The 15,313-nt window shown below is 73.4% G+C and carries 12 protein-coding genes and 2 tRNA genes; 9 read left to right on the forward strand and 5 right to left on the reverse strand.

Annotated elements, in window-relative coordinates:
- Positions 1-13: 13 nt before the first annotated feature.
- The gene (locus ACWDD9_RS24260; protein ID WP_449812633.1) at positions 14-1,717 is read right to left on the reverse strand and encodes an ABC transporter family substrate-binding protein; all 1,704 of its coding nucleotides are present in this window, start codon (positions 1,715-1,717) and stop codon (positions 14-16) included.
- A 357-nt stretch (positions 1,718-2,074) separates the two neighbouring features.
- On the opposite strand from ACWDD9_RS24260, the gene ACWDD9_RS24265 reads away from it, so the two are divergent.
- The 5 genes from ACWDD9_RS24265 (at position 2,075) to ACWDD9_RS24285 (ending at position 7,051) form a co-directional block, all read left to right on the forward strand.
- Positions 2,075-3,055, forward strand: a complete 981-nt coding sequence (locus tag ACWDD9_RS24265; protein ID WP_117487891.1) for an ABC transporter permease — start codon at positions 2,075-2,077, stop codon at positions 3,053-3,055.
- 15 nt (positions 3,056-3,070) lie between these two features.
- Entirely contained in the window at positions 3,071-4,045 is a 975-nt protein-coding gene (locus ACWDD9_RS24270; RefSeq protein ID WP_449812634.1) for an ABC transporter permease, read from the forward strand.
- On the forward strand, positions 4,042-6,117 hold the full coding sequence (locus tag ACWDD9_RS24275; RefSeq protein ID WP_449812635.1) for an ABC transporter ATP-binding protein: 2,076 nt from the start codon (positions 4,042-4,044) through the stop codon (positions 6,115-6,117). Before ACWDD9_RS24270 ends, ACWDD9_RS24275 begins: the two co-directional genes overlap by 4 nt.
- A gap of 70 nt (positions 6,118-6,187) precedes the next feature.
- Positions 6,188-6,261: transfer RNA gene (locus tag ACWDD9_RS24280), tRNA-Lys, on the forward strand.
- A 73-nt stretch (positions 6,262-6,334) separates the two neighbouring features.
- Complete coding sequence (locus tag ACWDD9_RS24285; RefSeq protein WP_449812636.1) at positions 6,335-7,051, forward strand: GOLPH3/VPS74 family protein; 717 nt, start codon at positions 6,335-6,337, stop codon at positions 7,049-7,051.
- Between the two features lie 50 nt (positions 7,052-7,101).
- On the opposite strand, the gene ACWDD9_RS24290 is transcribed toward ACWDD9_RS24285, so the two are convergent.
- On the reverse strand, positions 7,102-7,986 hold the full coding sequence (locus tag ACWDD9_RS24290) for an alpha/beta fold hydrolase (protein WP_449812637.1): 885 nt from the start codon (positions 7,984-7,986) through the stop codon (positions 7,102-7,104).
- A complete protein-coding gene (locus ACWDD9_RS24295; protein WP_449812638.1) occupies positions 7,983-8,774 on the reverse strand; it encodes a DUF998 domain-containing protein in 792 nt (263 codons plus the stop codon). The genes ACWDD9_RS24290 and ACWDD9_RS24295 overlap by 4 nt, the downstream gene beginning before the upstream one ends.
- Before the next feature lie 199 nt (positions 8,775-8,973).
- Between ACWDD9_RS24295 and ACWDD9_RS24300 the strand changes: the two genes are divergently transcribed.
- The 3 genes from ACWDD9_RS24300 to ACWDD9_RS24310 all read left to right on the forward strand — a co-directional run bounded on the left by ACWDD9_RS24300 (position 8,974) and on the right by ACWDD9_RS24310 (position 12,958).
- Positions 8,974-9,047: transfer RNA gene (locus ACWDD9_RS24300), tRNA-Lys, on the forward strand.
- Positions 9,048-9,440: 393 nt separating this feature from the next.
- Entirely contained in the window at positions 9,441-11,696 is a 2,256-nt protein-coding gene (locus ACWDD9_RS24305; RefSeq protein ID WP_449812639.1) for a transglycosylase domain-containing protein, read from the forward strand.
- A gap of 167 nt (positions 11,697-11,863) precedes the next feature.
- Entirely contained in the window at positions 11,864-12,958 is a 1,095-nt protein-coding gene (locus ACWDD9_RS24310) for an EamA family transporter (RefSeq protein ID WP_449812640.1), read from the forward strand.
- Here ACWDD9_RS24310 and lepB read toward each other — a convergent pair.
- On the reverse strand, positions 12,921-13,709 hold the full coding sequence (gene lepB / locus ACWDD9_RS24315; RefSeq protein WP_449812641.1) for a signal peptidase I: 789 nt from the start codon (positions 13,707-13,709) through the stop codon (positions 12,921-12,923). The genes ACWDD9_RS24310 and lepB overlap by 38 nt on opposite strands.
- A 279-nt stretch (positions 13,710-13,988) precedes the next feature.
- On the reverse strand, positions 13,989-14,324 hold the full coding sequence (locus ACWDD9_RS24320; RefSeq protein WP_049649676.1) for a chorismate mutase: 336 nt from the start codon (positions 14,322-14,324) through the stop codon (positions 13,989-13,991).
- 276 nt (positions 14,325-14,600) lie between these two features.
- Here ACWDD9_RS24320 and ACWDD9_RS24325 point away from each other — a divergent pair, with 276 nt between their 5' ends.
- On the forward strand, positions 14,601-15,026 hold the full coding sequence (locus tag ACWDD9_RS24325) for an OsmC family protein (protein WP_049649677.1): 426 nt from the start codon (positions 14,601-14,603) through the stop codon (positions 15,024-15,026).
- Positions 15,027-15,313 lie beyond the last annotated feature (287 nt).

Genomic DNA, 15,313 nt, shown 5'->3' on the forward strand with positions numbered 1-15,313 from the left:
GCCCCGGCGGCGGCTACTTCTCCCAGCCGAGCTTGCTGTAGTCCTCCCCCGCCAGACCGAAGGCCCCGTAGTTGGCCAGGCCCTTGCGGGTCGCCACCACCTCCGGCCGCTGGTAGAGCTCGACGGTGTGGCCGAGCTCCCAGATCTTCGCGTCCGCCTGGTTGTAGAGCTTCGCGGCCTCCGCCGGGTCGACCGTCCCGGCGGCCTTCTTCAGCAGCTCGTCGATCTCCTGGCTGCCCAGGCGCGAGGGGTTGCTGAAGCTGTTGTCGCCCACCGGCAGCCGGAAGTTGGTCAGGCTCTTGGAGAGCGGGAAGGAGTCGGTGTTGCGCCAGCTCGCGATCTCGAACTTGCCCGGGTTCACGTACTTGGTGAAGAAGTCGTTGGCGGGCACCTTGTCCAGGCTGACCTTGGCCCCGGCCGCCTGCCACATCGCCACCGCCGCGGTGGCCAGGTCGATCTGGGCCTGCGGGGTGGAGTCGTTGAGCACCCAGTGCAGTTCCAGCGGCCGGCCGTCCTTGGTGCGCGGCTGACCGCCGCCGGCCTCCTTCCAGCCCGCCTCGTCCAGGAGTTTCTTGGCGGCGGCCAGGTCGAACCTGGCCCAGTCGCCGGAGGTGTCCTGGTAGCCGGTCTGGTTGGGCATGAAGATGTGGTTGCCGAGCGGCTTGAACTCCACCGGCACGCCGTTGTTGGCGATCTTGATCAGTGCGGAGCGGTCCAGCGCCTTGCCGAGCGCCTGCCGGACCTTCCCGTCGCTCAGCGCACCCGAGCCGCCGAAGGAGATGTGCACCTCGTCCCACGGACTGGCGCTGCGGATCACGGTGTCCTTGGCGTCCTTGAGCTGCCCGTACGCGGTGGCGGTGCCGGCCGCGGCGTAGTCGATCTCGTTGTTGAGGTACGCCTGGGTCGTCGCCGACTGGGACATCACCCGGAAGGTGACCTTGTCGACCTTGGCCCTGGTGCCCCACCAGGCCGGGTCGGGGACGAGGGTCAGGGTCTGCGCGGTCTTGTCCGCCGTGCCGACCTTCAGCGCGCCCGCGGTGATCGGGATCTTCTCCACCCAGCCCTTGTTGAAGTCGTCCGGGGTGGAGATCCCGGCCGCCGGGATCAGCGGGCGGAACAGGTTCTGCCAGTCGGCGTACGGCTCGGCGAAGGTGACCTTCACCTCGGTCGGATCGGCGCCCTGCTCGACCGCGGAGATCTGCTCGTAGCCGGACGGGTCGGAGACGTTGTACGCCGGGTCCTTGCCACCGGCGGCCTGCCAGTCGGTCTTGAAGTCCAGGTAGCCGAGCGGCTTGCCGTCCGACCACTTGGCCTTGGGGTTGAGCCGGTAGGTGACCACCTGCGGCGAGGTCGAGGTGACCTTGGCGTCCACCAGGTAGTCCGGGTCGGGCAGGAAGCTGCCGGCGGCGTCCGTGGTGAAGAGCGAGGGCTCCAGGTTGCGCATGATCGAGACCGCGGAACCGTAGTAGCCGTCCACCTGTAGCGGGTTCCACTGGGTGATCCACTGGTAGAGCGGGAAGCGCACCTCCCCGCCGTCCTTGACCTGGTCCAGCGGCTTGGGGTTGAGGTCGTTGGCGCCCGGGCCCGGCGGCTCGCTCTTCGCCGCGTTGTCGGCGGAGCCGCCCCCGCCCGAGGTGCACGCGGTGACCGCGAGCGCGACGGCGACGGCGAGCGCGGCGGCCCGGCCGAGGCGGCGGGCCGTGGTGGAAGCGTCCATGAGGGTCCCCCTGGGATCGATGACGGGAGTTGGGGCGCGAGAGGTGTGACGGGGCTTGAGCGTGGGCAGCCAATTCGGCACCGGGCGAGCAGAAGGTAACAGCGGATCAGATCCGCCACCAGGGGGAGGAGGGCACACCTGATCGAAAAGTCACACGCGGCAACACGGGCGCAACACCGCCTCAGCGCCCGGGTGCTTCACTCTGACCTGCGCTTTCCCAACTCACCGACTAGTCACGCCATCTGACGATCCGCCGAACCCTGCCAACCGACGCCCCGAACGGGCCCGGACCGGAGGCCCCCACCCGATGCCCACCAGACGCGTCGGCCCCACCCGCACCGTGACGGGCGGCCGTTGATGCTCCGCTTCCTGACGAAGCGGCTGAGCTACTACGCGGTGCTGCTGATCGCCGCCGTCTTCCTGGCGTACGCGATCTCCGCGACCGCCCTGCAGCCGCGCACCTACTTCGACGCCAAGGTCCCCCGCCCGGCCGTCGAATCGGTCGAACGCCAGCTCACGGCGCTCAACCTGAACGACCACACCCCGGTCGTCGAACGCTTCGGCCACTGGGCCGGCGGGCTGCTCCACGGCGACCTCGGCCGGACCATCCACGACACCCCGGTCACCGACGACTTCGGCCGCCGGGTCTGGGTCTCGCTGCGGCTACTGCTGCTCGGCAGCCTGCTGGGCATGGTCCTCGGCGTCGCGGCCGGGGCCTGGAGCGCGGTGCGCCAGTACCGGATCTCCGACCGGCTGCTCACCGTGCTGTCCTTCGTGCTGCTCTCCACCCCGGTCTTCCTGGTCGCGCTGTTCCTCAAGAACGGCGCCATCGCCGCCAAGGACGCGGCCGGCCACGACGTCATCCCGTTCACCGGCTACGAGACCCCCGGGCTCGCCGGCGGCCTCGGCGCCCACCTCGCCGACTGGGCGCTGCACCTGCTGCTGCCCACCATCTCGCTGGCCCTCGGCGGCCTCGCCACCTACAGCCGCTACCAGCGCGGCACCATGCTCGACGTGCTCGGCTCCGACTACCTGCGCACCGCCGAGGCCAAGGGCCTGACCCGCGGCCGGGCGCTGCTCAAGCACGGGCTGCGGACCGCGGTGATCCCGATGTCGACGATGTTCGCCTACAGCTTCCTGGGCATCTTCACCGGCGCGATCTTCACCGAGACGATCTTCGGCTGGCACGGCATGGGCGAGTGGCTGATCCAGTCGATCAACGAACAGGACGTCAACTCGGTGGTGGCGATCAACCTGTTCACCGCCGTCGTCGTGCTCGTCTCCGGCTTCCTCGCGGACACCCTGCACGCCGCCCTCGACCCGCGCGTGCGGTCCTGACCGGAGGAGAGCCGAATGACCACCACCGTCGCCGAGCCCTCCGCCGCGACCACCGCCCCCCGGGGCACCGGCCGCGGACGGCTCGTCCTCAGCCGGCTGCTCGCCGCCCGCGGCGCCGTCGCCGGGGCCGTCATCGTCCTGCTGCTGTTCCTGCTCGCCTTCGGCGGCGCGTACCTCACACCCTGGGACTACGCCGCCCCGGACTTCTCCGCGCTGCACCAACCCGCGTCCGCCGAACACTGGTTCGGCACCAACGGGGTCGGCCAGGACGTCTTCGCGCAGACCGTCCGCGGCCTGCAGAAGTCGCTGGTCATCGGTCTGCTGGTGGCGCTGTTCTCCACCGTGCTGGCCTCCGTCGTCGGCGCCTGCGCCGGCTACTTCGGCGGCTGGACCGACCGGGCGCTGATGTTCCTGGTGGACCTGATGCTGGTCTTCCCGGCCTTCCTGATCATCACCATCGTCTCGTCCCGGCTGAAGAGCGCCGGCTGGATCGCCTTCGTCCTGCTGCTCGCCCTGTTCAACTGGATGATCACCGCCCGGGTGGTCCGCTCGATGACCATCTCCCTGCGCGAGCGCGAATTCGTCCTCGCCGCACGGTTCATGGGCGTGCGGCCGCTGCGGATCATCAGCCGGCACATCCTGCCGAACGTCGCCTCCTTCCTCATCATCGACGCCACCATCGCGGTCGGCGGCGCCGTGATGAGCGAGACCGCGCTCTCCTACTTCGGCTTCGGGGTCAAGCCGCCGGACGTCTCGCTCGGCACCCTGCTCGCCGCCGGGACCGGCGAGGCCCCGGTGTTCCCCTGGCTGTTCTACTTCGCCGCGGCGCTGCTGGTGCTGTTCGTGCTCGCCGTCAACCTGATCGGGGACGGGCTGCGCGACGCCCTCGACCCCACCTCCGGGGCCGCGCCCCGCCGTTCCCGGTCCGCCCGCCGCTCCCGGTCCACCCGCCGTTCCCACCGCCCTGCCAGCCGTAGGAAGCTCCCGTGACCACCACCGTCGAAACCCCGCTGCTCGCCGTCCGGGACCTGCGGGTCGACTTCGCCGGGCCCGACGGCCCGGTCCCCGCCGTCCGCGGGGTGGACCTCACCCTGCGGCGCGGCGAGACCCTCGGCATCGTCGGCGAGTCCGGCTCCGGGAAGTCCGTGACCGCGCTGTCCGTGCTCGGGCTGCTGCCCGGCACGGCGCGGGTCAGCGGCTCGGTGCGGCTGGACGGGCGGGAACTGGTCGGGCTGCCGGGCCGGGAGCTCGCCGCGATCCGCGGCCGCCGGATCGCCATGGTCTTCCAGGACCCGCTGTCCGCCTTCACCCCGGTCTACCGGATCGGCGACCAGATCGCCGAGGCGGTCCGCGTCCACCAGCGGGTGGACCGGGCCGCCGCGCGCCGCCGGGCCGCCGAACTCCTCGACCTGGTCGGCATCCCGGCGCCCGACCGGGCCCTGGACAGCTTCCCGCACGAGTTCTCCGGCGGCATGCGGCAGCGCGCGATGATCGCCATGGCGGTCGCCAACGATCCCGACATCCTGCTCGCCGACGAGCCCACCACCGCCCTCGACGTCACCATCCAGGCCCAGGTGCTGGACGTGCTGCGCACCGCCCAGCGGGAGACCGGCGCGGCGCTCGTCCTGGTCAGCCACGACCTCGGGGTGATCGCCGGGGCGGCCGACCGGGTCGCGGTGATGTACGCCGGACGGGTGGTCGAGACGGCCGGGGTGGACGAGCTCTTCGCGGCCCCGCACCACCCGTACTCGCTCGGCCTGATCGGCGCGCTGCCCCGGCTGGACGGGCGCGGCGGTCCGCTCGTACCGATCCCCGGCACCCCGGCGCCGATGGCCGAACTGCCCCCGGGCTGCCCCTTCGCGGCGCGCTGCCCGCTCGCGGAGGAGCGCTGCACGACGGCCGAGCCCGCCCTGGAGGGTACGGAGGAGCACCTTTCGGCCTGCGTACGGTCGGCGGAGCTCGCCGAGCGACGGCCCGCGCCGGCCGAGGTCTACCCCGTTCCGGAGCTGCCGACGGCCGCCGCCGGCCCCGTCGACCGCTCCTCCCGGACGCCGGTGCTGTCGGTGAGCGGCCTGGAAAAAACGTTCCCCCTCCTCAAGGGCACGGTGTTCAAGCGCAAGGTCGGCGAGGTGTACGCGGTGGACGGCGTCGACCTGGACCTGCGGGAGGGCGAGACCCTCGGCCTGGTCGGGGAGTCCGGCTCCGGCAAGTCCACCACCCTGTTCGAACTGCTGCGGCTCGGCGCCCCGGAGACCGGCCGGATCGAACTGCTCGGCCACGACACCGCGACGCTCACCCGGGCCGAGGCCCACCGGCTCCGCGCCCGGGTGCAGATCGTCTTCCAGGACCCGATGGCCAGCCTCGACCCCCGGATGCCGATCGGCGACATCGTCGCCGAACCGCTGCTCGCCCAGCGCGCCCCGCGCGAGGAGATCGCCCGCCGGGTGCCCGAGCTGCTGCGCCAGGTCGGCCTCGACCCGGAGCACGCCGTCCGCTACCCGCACCAGTTCTCCGGCGGCCAGCGCCAGCGCGTCTCGATCGCCCGGGCCCTCGCCGTCCGGCCCGGGCTGCTGGTGCTGGACGAGCCGGTCTCCGCCCTGGACGTCTCCATCCAGGCCGGGGTGCTCAACCTGCTCCAGGCCCTCAAGGCCGAACTGGGCCTCTCCTACCTGTTCGTCTCGCACGACCTCTCGGTGATCCGGCACCTCGCCGACCGGGTCAGCGTGATGTACCTCGGCCGGACGGTCGAGCAGGGCGAGGTCTCCGCCGTCTTCGACCGCCCCCGCCACCCGTACACCCGCGCCCTGCTCTCCGCCGTCCCGCTGCCCGACCCCGCCGCCGAGCGCGCCCGCGACCGCGTCCTGCTGGCCGGCGACCCGCCCCCGCCCACCGAGCGCCGCACCGGCTGCGTCTTCCGCACCCGCTGCCCGCGCTACGCCGCGCTCACCGCCCCGGCGGACCGGGCCCGCTGCGAACAGGAGCGGCCGGCCCTGCTCGGCGCCCCCGGGGCGGACCACCAGGCGGCCTGCCACCACCCGGAGCCGGCAACCCAGGGGCAGTGACAATCGGTGATCACTCGAACACGATTCGGTGGATCCGGTCGGCGGCGTGTAAAGTCTTCGACGTCAGCAAGCGCCGCTAGCTCAGTTGGTTAGAGCAGCTGACTCTTAATCAGCGGGTCCGGGGTTCGAGTCCCTGGCGGCGCACATGGCAAGGTCTCAGGCCGTCCACTCCGGTGGGCGGCCTGAGGCGTTTCCGGGCCGGGTAGGCCTTCTCCCCATGAACTCCCCCGACACCGGCACCCGGCCCCTGGCCGAGGAACTGCTGCTGCTCTGCGCCGACCCGGCGGACGGACGCCTTCGGATCCCCGCCCTCACCCTCTCGACGGCGGTCGCGGGCGCCGTCCTCGCCGAGCTCCAGCTGGCCGGCACGATCACCGTCGACGGGCGCCGGATCACCGCCCACCGGCCGCCGGGCGACCAGGACGAACTCGCCGCCGCCGTCCTGGCCGACCTCGGGCAGGCGGGCGAGGGCCGGCCCCGGACCCTCGAACACGCGCTGCGCGCGCTGACCCACCCGCACGGCCGGGCGACCCACCACCACCTGGACCGGATGGTCGGGCAGGGCGTGCTGACCGTCCGGAGCCACCGCTTCCTCGGGCTGCCCTACCGCCGCTGGACGGCCGTGCGGCCGGACGCCGGAGCGCTGATCGCCGCCCGGACGGCGGCCACGCTGGCGCGCGCCGGGCTCTCCGGGCTCTCCGGGCTCTCTGGTCTCTCTGGTCCGACCGGTGCGGCTGATCCGACCGATCCGGCCGACGAGCGCGACCGGCAGCTGGCCGGCCTGATCGGGGCGGCCGGGCTGGAGCGCCGGCTCTACCGGGGTCCGGACGGCGCCGAGACCCGGCACGCCGTCCGGCAGCTGGCCCGCGACCTGCCGGTCCCCCGGGCCGTGAAGCGGGAGATCACCCGGCGGAGGTCCCAGTCCGGGGGCTGATCCGTGCCCCGGCACCCGCCCTCGCGGCCCCCGGCACCCGGGCCGACCGCTCAGCGGGTGTCGAGCACCGCCGAGGCCACCGCGTCCGGGCGGTCGAACATCACCAGGTGCCCGGCCGGGGCGGTGGTGCGGAAGTCCGCCCCGAGCAGTGCCGCCAGCTCCCGCTGCCGGGCCAGCCAGTCCTCGGTGCGGCGGGTCCGGCAGCCGTCGTCGGCGGCCAGCACGGTCACCGGCAGGTCCTCGGCCAGCGGCCGGGTGCGCCGCAGCTCGTCCAGTTCGGCGGCCGTGTCGAGGTAGCGGCCGTTCTCCCGCAGCAGCGCGCGCAGCGCCCGCCCGGTGCGGTAGCAGTGCCGGACCAGCGGCGCCGGGGCGAGATCCTCGCGGCGGACGGTGGACAGCCGGGCCATGGCCCGGCGGGCGGTCGGGCCCAGCAGGTAGGGCACGGCGAGGGCGGTGGCGGCGCCGGCCACCGCCCGGGCCGCCAGGTCGCGCGCGGCGGGCGCCAGGTAGGGCCGGGCCGCCGCCTCCACGCTGCCGTCGACCAGCACCAGCCCGGCGGTCCGCTCGGGGTGCAGCCGGGCGAAGGCCTCGACGTGGAAGCCCGCGAGCGAGTGCCCGACCACGGTGCAGGGCTCCCGCAGCCCGAGGCCGTCCAGCACCGCCCGGATCCGCCCGGCCTCGCCGGCCGCCGTCGGCGCGGGCCGCCCGGTGGCGGGCTCCCCGGCGCTCAGCCCGTAACCGGGCCGGTCGAAGCGGACCACGGTGCGGTACGGGGTGAGGAAGGGGACGACCAGGTCCCAGTCGAACCAGCTGCTGCCGAGGCCGCCGGAGAGCAGGCAGACCGGGCCACTGCCCTCGGTGCGGACGTGCAGCGGGACGCCGTCGACGCGCAGGAAGCGCGCCCGGTCGACGGCCTCCGGTCCGGCGGTGCTCATGTCGGCCTCCGTCCCGGGGACGGTTCGGTCGGTCGGCGCCGCCCCTCGTCCCCCTGGTTCACCTCGGCGGCCTCGGCGTCCTCGTCCGTACCGTCCGAGCGGGCGACGCCCAGGGCCAGCAGGCCGAGCCAGAGCGCGACCAGCAGCACCTGGAGCCGCTGCCCGGCCCCGAGCGCCCAGGTGCCGTGCCCGGCCTGGAAGGCGGCGATCGAGGCGAGGCTCCAGCCGGTGGCGAGCAGCTCGGCGCCCAGCAGCCAGGGCCCGAACCGGCGCACCGGCGGCCACCAGTGGTAGCGCCGGGCGGCCACGGTGAGCGAGACCAGCGCGGTGAGCGCCCCGGCCATGGCGAGGCTGCTGGTGACCGCGTGCGCGGTGTGGGTGGCGGGGACGAGCCCGGCGGTCTCCCGGGCGGCGCACATCTCGTCGCTGGTGGGGGCGCAGCTGAGCGGCAGCCGGGAGTCGGCGGCGGTCGCGGCGCCGAACAGGGCGAGCGCGGACCAGCCGGCCAGCGCCCAGCGCCGCCGCCGCGAGGCCCCGACCCGCCCGGTGGCGAGGGCGGTGCCGGCGGCGGCGAGCAGGCAGAGTCCGGCGGCCAGGTCGGTGGCCCGGAACAGGCCGCCCAGCGGCTGGTCCTCGGCGGCGAGTTCGCTGATGTACGCCTGCACCGGGTCGAGTCCGGTGCTCAGCACGACCTCCAGCACCCAGGCGGTGTACGCCACGGCGCTGAGCAGCAGCAGGGTGGCGACCGTCGTCCGCGCGGCGCGGTGGCCTGGCTGGGGGCGGGGCACCGTTCCACCCTAACCAGCGGCGAACTCCGGACCAACCGGAAGGAAAGGGGCGGATCGATCGGCCGCCGCCCGGGTCGTTCGCGGGTGCCCCGAGCACGACCCGGGGGCGACCCGGGGGCGGCTCGGCGACGGTTCGGTGATGGCTCGGTGATGGTTCGAGGCACCCCTCGGAACCGTGTATTGTTTTCCAGGTCAGCAGGCGCCGCTAGCTCAGTTGGTTAGAGCAGCTGACTCTTAATCAGCGGGTCCGGGGTTCGAGTCCCTGGCGGCGCACAGACATTTGGGGAGCCTCTCGCAGCAGCGAGGGGCTCCCCGATTTTTTGGCCTCCGACGTCCGTTTTGCGTGTGATGTCGGTCTCGATTGGCGATCCGCCGGAGCTATCCGGCCCGTTCTGCTCGTCCAGGGCAGTAAAACCGGAATCGGGACAAAGGTCCCCAACCGCCGATGTCCCCGTCCGTGCCGGGCTGCCTCGATGCGCCCGCAGGAAAGGCCGCGCTTTGTCCAGAAACGCCCAGGGCGGCCGTCGCACGCCGTCGATCAGTCTCCGGCCGGTCAAACGGCTCAAGCGCTCCGCCGGCCCGGCCGGCGGGTCCGGCGGATCCGCCGGCAGGAAGCCGCGACGTCCGAAGCGCACCGGCTGGCGCCGGCTGATACCCACCTGGCGGATGACCCTGCTGGGCTTCGGCTCCGCACTGCTGCTCGGCATCGGTCTGTTCGCCCTCGGGATCGCCCTGGTGAAGGTGCCGGACGCGCACGCCGCCGCCACCGCCCAGAGCAACACCTGGCTCTACGCGGACGGTTCGGTGCTCACCCGCACCGGCCAGACCAACCGGCAGAACGTCTCCCTGGACAAGGTCTCCCCCGCCGCCCAGCACGCCGCGCTGGCCGCCGAGGACCGGAACTTCTACAACGAGGGCGCGATCAACGTCCAGGGCCTGGCCCGGGCCGCGGTCAACACCGCCAAGGGCCAGGGCACCCAGGGCGGCTCCACCATCACCCAGCAGTACGTGAAGAACACGTACCTGAACCAGAAGCAGTCGGTCACCCGCAAGGTGAAGGAACTGTTCATCGCCATCAAGGTGGACGCCACCGAGAGCAAGAACGACATCCTCTCCGGCTACCTGAACACCTCGTACTACGGCCGCGGCGCCTACGGCATCCAGGCCGCCTCCCAGGCGTACTTCGGCATCGACGCGTCCGCCCTCGATCCCGCCCAGGGCGCCTACCTGGCCACCCTGCTGAACGCCCCGAGCGCCTACGACGTCGCCACCGCGACCGCGGCGGGCAAGCAGAACGCCGTCAACCGCTGGAACTACGTGCTCGACGGCATGGTCAAGGAGGGCTGGCTCTCCGCGGACGAGCGGGCCAGGACCGCCTTCCCGGAGGTCCGGGACCCCCAGCCCAACCCGGGCCTGTCCGGCCAGGCCGGCTACCTGGTCGACGCGGCCACCCAGTACCTCACCTCCAGCGGCGTGATCAACGAGACCGAGCTGGCCAAGGGCGGCTACACGATCAAGCTGAGCATCGACCCGGCCCGCCAGCAGGCCCTCCAGGACTCCGTCCAGGCCCAGCTGCACGACAGCCTGAACCCGGACAAGCGGAAGAAGGACGCGGCCGCCCAGGCCGGCGCCGCCTCGGTGGACCCGAAGACCGGCGCGGTCGTCGCCCTGTACGGCGGCGTCGACTACGTGAAGCACTACGTCGACAACGCCACCCGGCGCGACTACCAGGCCGGCTCGACCTTCAAGGCGATCGCGCTGGCCGCCGCCTTCGAGAACAACGCCAAGACCCAGGAGGGTCGCACCGTCACCCCGCGCACGGTGTACGACGGCACCAGCGGCCGGAAGGTCCGCGGCGGCAAGGGCACCCCGTACGCGCCGCCGAACGAGGGCGACAAGAGCTACGGCCAGATCACCCTCCAGCAGGCCACCGACTGGTCGGTCAACTCGGCGTTCGCGCAGCTCGCGCAGGACACCGGGCTCCAGAAGGTCAAGGACACCGCCGTCGCGATGGGCCTGCCCGGCAACACCCCGGGCCTCGACCCGGTGCCGTCCATCCCGCTGGGCGCGGCCACCCCGAGCGTGCTCGACATGGCGGGCGTGTACGCCACGCTGGACAACGGCGGCAAGCAGATCACCCCGTGGCTGGTGCAGTCGGTGGACCGCGAGGGCGAGAACGTCGCGCTGCCCGCGCACAAGACCACCCAGGCGATCAGCGAGGACACCGCCAACCAGGTCACCTCGATGCTCCAGGGCGTGGTGAGCGACCCGGGCGGCACCGGCTGGCGAGCCAAGGGCCTCGGCCGCCCGGTGGCGGGCAAGACCGGCACCACCGACGACCAGAAGTCGGTCTGGTTCGTGGGCTACACCCCCGAGCTGGTCACCTCGGTCGCCCTGTTCGGCCAGGACCCGGGCAACGGCTCCCAGGTCAGCCTGAGCGGCGTCGGCGGCATCGACGGCGCGGCCGGCGGCCAGTTCCCGGCCCAGATCTGGACCAGCTACATGAAGTCCGCGCTCAAGGGCCAGCCGGTCAGCGACTTCGCCACTCCGGCCGGCGGCGACTCCTCGGGCGCCACCGACCTGCCGACCGCCCCGAGCACGCCGAGCAGCGCCCCGTCGACGGGCGCCCCCAGCGGCGCTCCGAGCACCGGCCCCACCACGGCGCCGGGCGACGGCTCGGGCTCGACCCCGTCGGGCGGCACCGACGGCGGCGCGACCACCGCGCCGACGGCCCCGCCGACCAGCCAGCCCACCACCCAGCCCACCCGGCCGCCCCGGCCCACCTCGAAGCCGACGCAGACCACCCAGCCGACCGCGCCCCCGACCAGCCAGCCGACCGGCCAGCCCACGGGCGGGACGGGCGGGACGGGCGGGACGGACGCGCTCACGGGGGCGGGCGCCTCGTCCCGGTCCGGGGGCTGACGGGGGTCCGTTCACCCCGGCCCGTTCACTCGGCCCCGGCCGCCCGCTCTCAGCTGAGACCGGGCGGCCGGGGCCGAGTGATTTCGCCGCCGCGTACGGTGAAGGGCAGGACCGAATGACGGAATGGCGCCTTACCCGATCATTGGTATGACTGTCACAATGCGGCCGTGCACAGATCAACGGCCTCGCCCACCCTCCCTTCGGGCAGAACCCTCGGCCTCGGCCTCGCGCTCGTCTCCGCCTTCGCCTTCGGCGGCTCCGGCACCGCGGCCAAGCCGCTGATAGAGGCCGGACTCTCCCCCCTGCACGTGGTGTGGCTCCGCGTCACCGGGGCGGCGGTGGCACTCCTCCCGATCGCCTACCGGCACCGGGCCGCCGTCCTGCGCCGCCCCGGCCTGCTGCTCGGCTTCGGCCTGCTCGCCGTGGCGGGCGTCCAGGCGTGCTACTTCGCGGCGATCTCCCGCATCCCGGTCGGCGTCGCCCTGCTCATCGAGTACCTCGGCCCGCCGCTGCTGATCGGCTACGTCAAGTTCGTCCAGCGCAAGCCGATCACCCGCGGCGCGGCCATCGGCGCCGGCGTCGCGGTGGCCGGGCTGGCCTGCGTGGTCGAGGTCTGGAACGGTCTGAGCTTCGACGCGCTGGGCGTGCTGTTCGCCCTCGGCGCGGCCTTCTGCCAGGTCGGCTACTTCGTGCTCGCCGACGCCGGCCGGCACGGCGACCGCCCGGTCGACCCGCTCGCCGTCAGCGCGTTCGGGCTGCTCGTCGGCGCGGTGCTGCTCACCGTCCTCACCCGGCCGTGGCAGGCCGACTGGAGCCGGCTCGGCGGGTCGGTGGTGATGAACGGGCACACCCTGCCCGCGTTCGTCCCGGCCGCGTGGATGGTCCTGATCGCGACCGTGCTCGCCTACCTGACCGGGGTGATCTCGGTCGGCTACCTCTCGCCGCCGATCGCCGGGGTGGTCGCCAACCTGGAGGCCGTGGTCGCCACCGTGACGGCCTGGGTGCTGCTCGGCGAGCACCTCGGGGTGCCGCAGATCGCGGGCGGCCTGCTGGTGCTGACCGGCGCCTTCGCGGCGCAGGCGAGCAAGCCCGCGGAGGCGGGTTCGGGGACGGGCTCGGGAACGGGTTCGGGAACGGGTTCGGGCTCGGGTTCAGACGCGGGGGCCGACGGCCCTGGAGCCGCCGGGCCCGGGGCCCCCGACCGGGTGGCCGCCGAGCGCGGGATCAGCGGCCGGTCCAGCCGAACCAGTCGAGGTGACTGAGCGGCCACACGACGGCCGACACCGGGCCGACCACGTTGTCCACCGGCACGGCGCCGCCGCCCGGGCCGTGCTGGTGGTACCGGGAGTCCGCGGAGTCGCTGCGGTGGTCGCCCTCGACCCAGACGTAGCCCGAGGGCACCTTCACCGGCCCGAAGTCCAGCCCGGCGCAGGAGTCGTCCCCGGGGTGCAGGTACGGCTCGTCGACCTTCCGCCCGTCGACGGTCAGTGTGGTGCCCTCGCACTGCACGGTCTGGCCGCCGGTCGCGATGACCCGCTTGACCAGGTAGTTGTCGTCCTTCGGCGGCACCAGGCCGACGAAGCTGAGCACCGAGCTCACGGCGTTGGTGACCGGGTTCGGGTCGGTCGGCTGCGGCGGCAGCCAGCCCCCAGGGTCCTTGAACACCACCGGCTGCCCCGGCTCCGGCTCCCAGCCGGTCAGCGGCGCCAGCTTGTTCACGCCGACCCGGTCGCCGATCCGCAGGGTGTTCTCCATCGAGCCGGACGGGATGGTGAACACCTGGAACAGGCAGGTCTTGATCAGCAGCGCGACCACCAGGCCGACCGCCGCCATCACCGGCAGCTCGATCCACCACGGCCGGGGACGCCGGCCCGCGCGGCGGTCCGTACGGCCGCGCGAACCGCGCGTCCGACGGCGGGCCTCGGCGCGGCCACCGGACACCTCGTGGACGTTCGACGCGGAGCCGCTGGGGGCTCCGGCCCCGCTGGGCGTTTCGGGCAGGTTCACCGCCATCGTCGCTGCTCCACCTCTCCGGCTGGGGAAACCTGCACGCTACGCCAACCGTGGAGCCTGACGAAATCGGTCATTTAGCCGCCGCCGACATCGCCGGGTGTCCCGGAGGAGCCCCGGGGGGCACACCGGGGATCACCGGGGGTCACCTGGGAACGGCCGGGAGGGGCCGGGAACGACCGGGGCCCGCTGCCGGCGGTCCGCTCCGTCTCCGTCTCCGGGTGGGGTGCGGGCTCCGGGCGCGGGGGCCTCCGGCCTCCGGGCGTGCGGGCTCCGGCCCGGTCAGGCGCGGGCGATGGCCTCGTGGTGGCGGATGACCTCGGCGATGATGAAGTTCAGGAACTTCTCCGCGAAGACCGGGTCCAGCTTCGCCCCCGCCGCCAGCTCCCGCAGCCGCTTGATCTGGTCCCGCTCGCGCGCCGGGTCGGCCGGCGGCAGCTTGTGCTCGGCCTTGAGCCGGCCGACCCGCTGGGTCGCCTTGAAGCGCTCGGCCAGCATGTGGACCACCGCGGCGTCGATGTTGTCGATGCTCTCGCGCAGGCTGGTCAGCTCGGCCCGTACGGCGTCGTCGATCCCCTGGGGCAGAGCGGCGTCGGGGGTCGTGGAGTGGTCCGTCATCGGGGCGGCTCCCGGTGTCTGGAGTGGGCGCCCGACCGTACGCCGGCCGGGCTCGGGCCCGGGCAAATCTAACAGGGCCCCCGCTCCGGCCCCGCACCGTCGGACGGAACCGTCCACGATCCGGACAGTGCCCCGGAGCCGCCCGCCGGCACCGCGCACCGCCTCCCCGCTGCGGCGTGACACGCCGGAGCGGGGAGGCCCCTGCCCGTAGGCTGGGGCACGCATGACCGGAAGTGACCGTTCGAACACTCTCCCTCAGCACTGGAGGAACCGATCGTGGCAACCACCCGCACCGCCCGTACGGCCTGGGAGGGCAACCTCGTCGCCGGCCAGGGCCAGGTGACCTTCGAATCGTCCGGCATCGGCACGTACCCGGTGTCCTGGCCGTCCCGCGCCGAGCAGGCCAACGGCAAGACCAGCCCGGAGGAGCTCATCGCCGGCGCCCACTCGGCGTGCTTCTCGATGGCCCTCTCCCACGGCCTCACCGGCGCCGGCACCCCGCCCACCACGCTGGAGACCCAGGCCGACGTCACCTTCCAGCCGGGCGAGGGCATCACCGGCATCCACCTGACCGTCACCGGCACGGTGCCGGGCCTGGACGAGGCGGGCTTCGTCAAGGCCGCCGAGGACGCCAAGGCCAACTGCCCGGTCAGCCAGGCCCTGACCGGCACCACCATCACCCTCACCGCCAAGCTGGCCTGAACCGCACCCCTCTTCTCCTCTTCTTCTTCACCGCGCCCCTCAGGGACCGGCCGGCGTCCGGCCCGCGGTCGGCGCGCGACCGGTCCGCGTCCGGCGCACGGTCGGCGCCCAGGGGCGCGGCTTCAGCGCACGCGCCCCTGGCGCACATCATGTGATGTGCACCGGGGGCGTCTGCACGTACCGCCATTCATGATCACAAAGCGGGCGAATCACCCTGGCGGCGGTCACCGCGTGTTGCCGTCGCGGCCTATGATCGGCCGCAGCGCCCTGTCCTTCAGGCGGGTCCC

Source organism: Kitasatospora sp. NPDC001119 (genome assembly GCF_053598475.1).